The sequence below is a fragment of the Streptomyces sp. NPDC002690 genome (genome assembly GCF_053592415.1).
On record NZ_JBSFVR010000333.1, the window covers coordinates 1 to 8,179 of the forward strand.

At 75.2% G+C, this 8,179-nt stretch carries 4 protein-coding genes and 2 pseudogenes; 4 read left to right on the plus strand and 2 right to left on the minus strand.

The window, feature by feature from the left end:
• Positions 1 to 346 precede the first annotated feature (346 nt).
• The 4 genes and pseudogenes from hemG (at position 347) to ACWD3D_RS29415 (ending at position 5,927) form a co-directional block, all read left to right on the plus strand.
• Positions 347 to 1,896, plus strand: a pseudogene (gene hemG / locus ACWD3D_RS29400) (protoporphyrinogen oxidase).
• A gap of 4 nt (positions 1,897 to 1,900) precedes the next feature.
• The gene (gene hemQ / locus ACWD3D_RS29405) at positions 1,901 to 2,614 is read left to right on the plus strand and encodes a hydrogen peroxide-dependent heme synthase (protein ID WP_266710192.1); all 714 of its coding nucleotides are present in this window, start codon (positions 1,901 to 1,903) and stop codon (positions 2,612 to 2,614) included.
• Positions 2,615 to 2,953: 339 nt separating this feature from the next.
• Positions 2,954 to 3,928, plus strand: coding sequence for a carbohydrate kinase family protein (locus ACWD3D_RS29410; protein WP_451463802.1), 975 nt, complete (start codon positions 2,954 to 2,956; stop codon positions 3,926 to 3,928).
• 73 nt (positions 3,929 to 4,001) lie between these two features.
• Entirely contained in the window at positions 4,002 to 5,927 is a 1,926-nt protein-coding gene (locus ACWD3D_RS29415) for a hypothetical protein (protein ID WP_451463803.1), read from the plus strand.
• Between the two features lie 16 nt (positions 5,928 to 5,943).
• Here the strand turns inward: ACWD3D_RS29415 and ACWD3D_RS29420 are convergent, their stop codons facing one another.
• Positions 5,944 to 7,623 (minus strand): alpha/beta hydrolase, encoded by a 1,680-nt coding sequence (locus tag ACWD3D_RS29420; protein ID WP_451463804.1) that lies wholly within the window; start codon positions 7,621 to 7,623, stop codon positions 5,944 to 5,946.
• Positions 7,624 to 7,775: 152 nt separating this feature from the next.
• Positions 7,776 to 8,179 (minus strand): annotated as a pseudogene (locus ACWD3D_RS29425) (TIGR04222 domain-containing membrane protein); the annotation flags it as partial.

Genomic DNA, 8,179 nt, shown 5'->3' on the forward strand with positions numbered 1-8,179 from the left:
ACCTCCACTCTGCGGTGCTCCTCCCACCGGGCCCGGTCCAGCCGGAGCCGCTGGAGCGTGGTGGAGTTCCCGCGTACGGCGGCGACCGTCAGGCCCGGCGGGATGGACAAGTCCGCCGGTGTCGCTCGCGCCGCACCCGGCCACCGCGAGCAGGGCGACGAGCGCCCCGGCCGCCAGAGCGGTGGTGCGGCGTCGTCGGCTTCTCTGCGTGGACTGCATAACTGGTCCCCCCGGCTTGATGAGTTGATGTCCGCCCTTGGACGTGCCGGACCCCCGTCAGGTTTCCCGCGCGCGGTTTCGAAGCGGTCACGGTCGGGACTCGTTCGAGGTTTGAGAGAGTGGACCCATGCAGGGTTCTGAACAGCACGCGCACGCCATCACGCCGCACGTCGTCGTCGTCGGCGGAGGGATCGCCGGTCTCGCCGCCGCCCTCCGACTGCTCGGCAGCGGGGTACGGGTCACCCTCCTGGAAGCCTCGGACCGGCTCGGCGGGAAGCTCATGACCGGCGAGGTCGCGGGCGTCGAGGTCGACCTCGGCGCCGAATCGATGCTCGCCAGGCGCCCGGAAGCGGTCGACCTGGCCCGCGCCGCCGGACTCGGCGACCGTCTCCAGCCGCCCGCCACGGCCGCCGCTTCCCTCTGGACGCGCGACGCGCTGCGCCCGATGCCCAAGGGCCACGTGATGGGCGTCCCCGGCGACCCCGAGGCGCTGCGCGAGGTGCTCTCGCCCGAGGGCGTCGCCCGTATCGCCCAGGAGCGCGAGCTGACCGCCACCGCCGTCGGCGACGACGTCGCGATCGGCGCGTACGTCGCCGACCGGCTCGGCCGCGAGGTCGTCGACCGCCTCGTGGAGCCGCTGCTCGGCGGGGTGTACGCGGGCGACGCCTACCGGATCTCCATGCGGGCCGCCGTCCCGCAGCTCTTCGCCGTCGCCCAGGAGGGCGGCCCGCTGCTCGACGGGGTACGCCGGGTCCAGGAGCGGGGCGCCGCCCAGCAGGCGGGAGGGCCCGTCTTCCAGGGCATCGCCGGGGGCCTCGGCACCCTTCCGGGCGCCGTGGCCGACACCGTGCGGGCCCAGGGGGGCGAGATCCTCACCGGCACCCCGGTGCTCGGCCTCTCCCGTTCCGGAGCCGGCTGGGACGTCCGTACGGAGAACCGGGTGATCGCCGCCGACGGCATCGTCCTCGCCGCCCCCGCCTGGTCAGCCTCCACCCTGCTCGCCGCCGAATCCCCCGCGGCATCGGCCGAGTTGGCGGGCGTCGAGTACGCCTCGATGGCCCTGATCACCATGGCGTTCCGGCGCGAGGACATCGAGGCGGTGGAGGCGTTCCGCGGGCGCTCCGGCTTCCTGGTCCCCCCGGTCGACGGCCGCACGATCAAGGCCGCCACCTTCTCCAGCAACAAGTGGCAGTGGGTCGCCGACGCGGCCCCCGGCCTCTTCGTGCTCCGCACCTCGGTCGGCCGGTACGGCGACGACGACCACCTGCACCGCGAGGACGACGAACTCGCCGCGATCTCCCGCCGCGACCTCGCCGCCGCGACCGGCCTCACCGCCCAGCCGGTGGGCACCACGGTCACCCGGTGGATCGGCGGACTGCCGCAGTACCCGGTCGGCCACCTCACCAAGGTCGAGCGCATCCGCGGCGAGGTCGCGAAGCTGCCCGCCCTGCGGGTCTGCGGAGCGGTCTACGACGGCGTCGGCATCCCGGCCTGCGTCGGCAGCGCGCAGCGCGCCGCCGACGAGATCGCGGCCGAGCTGGCGGGAAGGCCGTGACGGGGGCCGCCTCGGAGGGGCGGACGGGGGAGATCACCGGGGAGACGACGGGGGAGATCACCAGGGAGATCATCGCCACGCCGACCCTGGTTCGGGGCACGGAAGACGAGGCGGGACAATAGCCGTATGAGTGCGCCTGAGAAGATCCCGAACGCCGGCAAGAAGGCCAAGGACCTCAACGAGGTCATCCGCTACACCCTGTGGTCCGTCTTCAAGCTGCGCGACGTGCTGCCCGAGGACCGCGCCGGTTACGCCGACGAGGTCCAGGAGCTGTTCGACCAGCTCGCCGCCAAGGACATCACCGTCCGGGGCACCTACGACCTCTCCGGTCTGCGTGCCGACGCCGACCTGATGATCTGGTGGCACGCCGAGACCTCGGACGAGCTCCAGGAGGCGTACAACCTCTTCCGGCGCACCAAGCTGGGCCGCGCCCTGGAGCCGGTCTGGTCGAACATGGCGCTGCACCGCCCCGCCGAGTTCAACAAGTCGCACATCCCGGCCTTCCTCGCCGACGAGACGCCCCGCGACTACGTCAGCGTCTACCCCTTCGTGCGCAGCTACGACTGGTACCTGCTGCCCGACGAGGACCGTCGCCGGATGCTCGCCGACCACGGCAAGATGGCCCGCGGCTTCCCCGACGTCCGCGCCAACACGGTGGCGTCGTTCTCGCTCGGCGACTACGAGTGGCTGCTGGCCTTCGAGGCCGACGAGCTCTACCGCATCGTCGACCTGATGCGCCACCTGCGGGCCTCCGAGGCACGGCTGCACGTGCGTGAAGAAGTGCCGTTCTACACCGGTCGCCGCAAGGCGGTCGCGGACCTCGTCGCGGGTCTCGCGTAGGGTCCTCTGGTCGGCGTTCTCCCGGGGGCCCTCCCGGAAGGCCGCCGGCCACCCGCACACCTGGTGGCCCGACTCGCAATGCCGGCGTTTCCCGGCCACCCCCGACCCGGAAGATCAGACGGCGTCCGGACGCGTCCAGCGTCTCGGACAGCCGTTCCAGCGACACCGGGTCCGGCTCCGGGTGCGGCTCGCAGCCTGCGTGCCGCACCGGCGTCCTTCCGGGGCGTGCGTGGTCCTCGTGACCCCGCACGCCCCGGGACCCAGGGCCGCTCCGCGAGGAACCGGAGCGCGGCAGGGCCGCCTCCCTGGCCGCCCCAGAAGAAAGCCCGAGGCCCGGTCATGACGTCTTCGCCCGTTTCGCCCTCCGCGCCCGTCACCGTCATCGGTGAGACCGTCGCCGACGCGTTCGTCGGTACGACCGCCCCGGACGGTTCGACCCCGCTGACCGTCCACGCCGGCGGCGGCCCCGCCAACACCGCCGTGGCGCTCGCCCGGCTCGGCACCCCCACCCGCTTCGCCGGCCGCCTCTCGAAGGGCCCCCTCGGCACCCTGCTGCGCGAGCGGCTCGCCTCCTCCGGGGTCGACCTCGGCCCCTCGGTCACCAGCTCCCGCCCCGCGACCCTCGCCCTCGCGCGGATCGACGGGTCCGGCGGCGCCTCCTACGACTTCTACGCCGACGGCGCCGCCGACTGGCGGTGGACCCCCGCCGAGCTCACCGCGGCACTCGCGGCCGTACCGCCCTCCGTCTGCGTCCACACCGGCAGTCTCGCCCTCGCGCTCCCCCCGGGCGCCGCCGCGATCGAAGCCGCCCTGGAACACGCCCGGGACACCGCCACCGTCTGCGTCGACCCCAACGTGCGCCCCACCCTGGCCGACGTGGAGGACCTGCGCGCCCGGCTGCCGCACTGGTGCGCGCTGGCCGACATCGTCCGCGTCAGCGCCGACGACGTGGAGCTGCTGATGCCGGGCACCGGGCCCGAGGAGGCCGCGGACCGGCTGCTCGCGGCGGGCGCCGTGCTCGCCGTGGTGACCCTCGGCGCCGACGGCGCACTCGCCCGTACCCGTGACTTCGGCGTCCGGGTGCCCGCGCCCGCGGTCGACGTGGTCGACACGATCGGCGCCGGCGACGCCTTCACCGCCGGACTCCTCCACCGCCTCGCGGCGGACGGGCTGCTGGGCGGCCGCCTGGACGGGCTGACCGAGCCCGCGTTGCGGGACGCGACGGGGTTCGGCGTCGCGGTGGCCGCCCGCACCTGCGAGGTGGCGGGCGCCCAGCCGCCGTACGCCGCCGAGATGGGGGAGCGGGCGGGCTGACGGCCGCTCACGGGCCCGCCCGGGAAGCCGGGGGTGCCTTATTCCACCGCGCGCCGGCTGGGACCATGGCCGCGTGCAGCACCGAGAAGAACTCCACGGACTACTCGCCCACGCCGGACTCACGGTCGTCGAGGACGTGTCCCCGGGCGGCCTGTTCCCGCCCGAGGCGGGTTTGCGGATCGCACGGGGGACCGCCGCACCGCGCGGAGCGGCCCGCGAGGCGCTCGACGCGGCGTGGTGGCGCCGTCTGCGCGACGCCGACGGTGAGTTCCTGGTGGCCGTCCTCGGGCACCGGGTCGGCGGCAACGACTCCTGGTGGACCCGGGTGCGGTACGCCGGGAGGGGCGTGCCGGAGCTGACCCGCGCCCCCGGGTTCGTGGCGCTCTCCCTCGACGGGCAGGTACTCCTCGCGGAGGTGCCCGGCGCGGACGGGCCGCGGGTGACGGCCCTCGACCGGCTGCCGGAGCGGCTGGAGGAGGCCGCCGAAGCCGCCGGACGGGAAACGGCGGCCGAGCGCGCCGAGGTGTGGGCGAAGGTGCCCGGCCGGCACGCGTGGCCTCTGCACTGGGCAGAGTGGCTGGGAAACAATCCGGCCGCGCCGGACGAACTCCTGATCCGGCTGCTGGACGTGGAGGACGGCTTCCTGCACGGATGCGACCGGCCCGCCGTCCTCGACGCCGCCGTGGCGCACCCCGATCCGCGGGTGCGGTCGAGGCCCGCCGACACCTTCCGGCCCAAGCTCACGTCCGATCAGTGGGTACGGCTGGTCCGCGCCGAGCCCTCGCCGGACCGACGCGTCCACTGGGCCGAGCACGCCCACGCCTGGGGCGCCGGGCTCCCCGAGTCCCTGTACGAAGACCTCCTCACCGGCCCGTCCCGGGCGCGGGCCGCCGGACTCCCCGGGCTTCCCGCACAGCACCTCCCCGGCCTCGTGGCCGACCCCGATCCCCGGGTGCGGGCCGCGGCCTGCGCCCGCTGGGAGGAGCTCGCCGCACCGCTGCGGGAGCACCTGCCGGCCGACACCGACCGAGCGGTGCGAACGGCCGCGCTGCTCGCCCACCACACCGGCGTACCGATGCCTCGCGAGGTGTTCGCCGCCCTGCCCGACCCCCGGCGGGCGCTCGAACGGTGCCGTCTCACGCCCGAGCTGGAGGCGGACCTGGTCCGGGACGGGGACGCGGAGGTACGGCGGGCTCTGGCGGCCAACCCTGGTCTGAGCACACGGGGCGTCGCCGTACTGTCCGACGATCCGCACGGCGGCGTCCGCTCCGCGGTGGCGCTGCGCGCCGACCTCACCGAGGAGCGACGTGCCGGGATACGCCACGACTTCGACCCGGCGTCGATGTCGCACACCCTGCCCTGGGTCGAAGACCTGCACGGTGACGCCGACGCGATGCGCCGCCTCGCCGCGTCGTCCCATCCGCTGATCCGCCGCAGCGTGGCCCGGGCCCGGCACCTCCCGCCGGACGTGGTGGCGCGCCTGGCGGGGGACGAGGACCGGACGGTCCACCTGTTCCTCGCCGAATCGTGCGAGGACACGCCGGCAGACGTGTTGCTGGAGGTCTGGAGGTGGTGGGACGGCAGCTTCAGCCACCCCGACCGGCCCCGCAGCCACCCCAACTTCCCCCGCGCGGGCCTGCTGCACCACATCGCCGACCCCAGCGGGCGGATGCGCCGGCTGGCCCTGGACGATCCGGAGTCGACACCCGCCGACGTCGCACGCCTGGCCAGGGACCCCGAAGCCGAGGTGCGCCGACGCGCGGCCGAGGACCCCCGGCTGGCGCCCGCCGACGCGGTGCGGCTGGTGAACGACCCGGCGGCGCCCGTCCGCGCCGCCGCCGTGCGCAGTCCGCGGCTGCCCGCCGGTGTCCTTGCCGAACTCCTGCACGACCGGGACACCGCAGGTGCCGCGGTCACGAACCCCGCTATCCCGGTCCCCGTCCTGCACCGCCTTTTCGACGCGGCGGCGGCAGCCGTGGCAGCCGTGCGGCCGACGTGACCCGTTGGGCGCCCCGTCAGACGCCCGGCTCGCCCCGCAGGAGGCTCTGCGGCCCGGCGTCCCGAGGGACGGCGCGGTGCAGCGAGACCGGGTTCGGCTCCCGGTGCGGGGCGCACTCGGCGCCCCCCTCCGGCACCCGGCCCGTCAGCAGATACGTCTCCAGGTGGCCGTTGACGCAGGCGTTGTCGGCGCCGCCGATGCCGTGCGAGCCCGCGTCCCGCTCGGTGACCAGCGCCGCCCCCGGCAGCCGCCGCACCAGCTCCACCGCACCCGCGTAGGGCGTCACCCCGTCCCGCTCCGCCGCGAGCACCAGCACCGACGGGAGTTCGCCGCGCCCGGTCCGTACGTCGAGGGGGCGCCGACGGGGCTCCGGCCAGGAGGCGCACGGCAGGTTCGCCCAGGCGCCCGCCCAGGTGGCGAACGGGGCCCGACGGGCCGCCCGGGTGTGGTCGCGGTCCCAGGTCCGCCACTCGGCGGGCCACACCCCGTCGTTGCACTCCACCGCCGTGCGCACCGCGTCGGCGTTCTCGTCGCCCTTCGCCGTGTACGGCCGGGGGGACGCCTGAGTGATCAGCGGCTCCGGGTCGCCCTTCGCGTACGCGGACAGGGCCGAGGCCCGCATCGCCCAGTAGTCGTCGTAGTACGCGGCCCCCAGGAAGGCCGCCTGGAGCTGGGCGGTGCCGACCTTCCCGCCCGCCGGATTCCGGGACAGCTCGGTCCGTACGAGGTCGTACCGGCTCCGCACCGCGCCGGCCGTCGTCCCCAGGCCGTACACGTCGTCGTGGCGGGCGACCCAGGACAGGAAGTCCTCGAAACGGGACTCCAGAGCGCGCGAGCGGGCCAGCCCCGCCCGGTAGCCGACCTGCCGGGCTTCCGGGTCGAGGGGCGAGTCGAAGACCATCCTGCGCACGTGCGAGGGGTACAGCGTCGCGTACAGCGCTCCGACGTACGCGCCCTGGTCCGTGCCCATGAAGGTCAGCCGCGGCTCGTCCAACGCGGCCCGCAGCACTTCCAGGTCCCGGGCGCCGTCGAGGGAGGAGTAGTGGCGCAGCGCCGTCCCGGCGGCGAGCGCGCACCCGTCCGCGTACGCCTTCGCCAGGACGGTCCGCTCCCGCTTGTACGCCGACGAGGGTTGCTGCGGCGAGTCGGTGAGCGTCCCCGCCGAGTCCCCGGGGGGACGGCAGGAGAGCGCGGGCGACGGGTCGACGCCGCGCGGCGCGTAGCCGACCAGGTCGTAGGCGCGGGCGGTCTTGCGCCACGCCGCCCAGTCGCCGACCAGCGGGAACGTGATGCTTGCCGCGCCCGGACCACCCGGGTTGTAGACCAGCGAGCCCTGGTGCTCGGCCGCGTCGCCGGTGGCGGCGGTACGGCTGACGGCGAGCTCGATCCGTGGACCGTAGGGGTGCGCGTAGTCGACCGGCACGCTGAAGGTCCCGCAGCGCAACGACTCGGGCAGCATCTCGCTCTCCGGGCAGTCGCCGAAGGCGATGCCCCGCTCCCCGGCCCGTCCGGCGGCGATCATCGTCCCCCACGCCTCGGGCACCGTGATGTCCACCCGGGCCGCCGTCCCGGCCTGCGGAGCGACGGCCGGAGTGACGACCGGGGTGACGGCCGGGGTGGTTGCCGCGGCGGACGCGGCGGGCAGCGCGGCGAGGACCAGTGCCCCGGCCGTCGCGTACCGCATGACTGCTCTCACCGGATGGTCCCTTCGTCCCTGCCCCGCGAGACGCCCTGCGGGGAAGAGGATCGTCGGGCTCGCGGAAGGCGAAGTAAAGAACCGGCGGACGGCGTGAGGAAGCGTGTCCGGCGTGACCGACCGGCGCGCCCGCGATCAGTACGCGTGCCCCGTCAGTACGCGTGCCCCGTGCGGCCCGCACGACGGCCCGTCAGGGCGGCGCGCAACAGCGGGTCCTGCACGGCGTGCAGGCCGCGCACGGCGACCGCGGCGAGCAGATTGCGGTGGGTGCCGTGCCCCGGGCCGGGAGTCCGCAACGAGTCGAGCCACTCCTGCCCGGCGGGGGAGGCCCACGGGCTGTACGGATGGTTCTCGATCCGCACGATGAGCAGGCAGCCCACCACGAGCACCAGAGGCAGCACGAACCAGACGATCGCCGGTCCACCGGGCGAGAGCGGCCGGCCGGGGAGAAACACGGACGCCAGCGCCAGCACCACGATCAGTGCCGCCGCGCGCCGCACCTCGCCCAGCGCCGCCGCCGTCGCCCCGCGCAGCGCCTGCGGCATCGCCAGCCCGG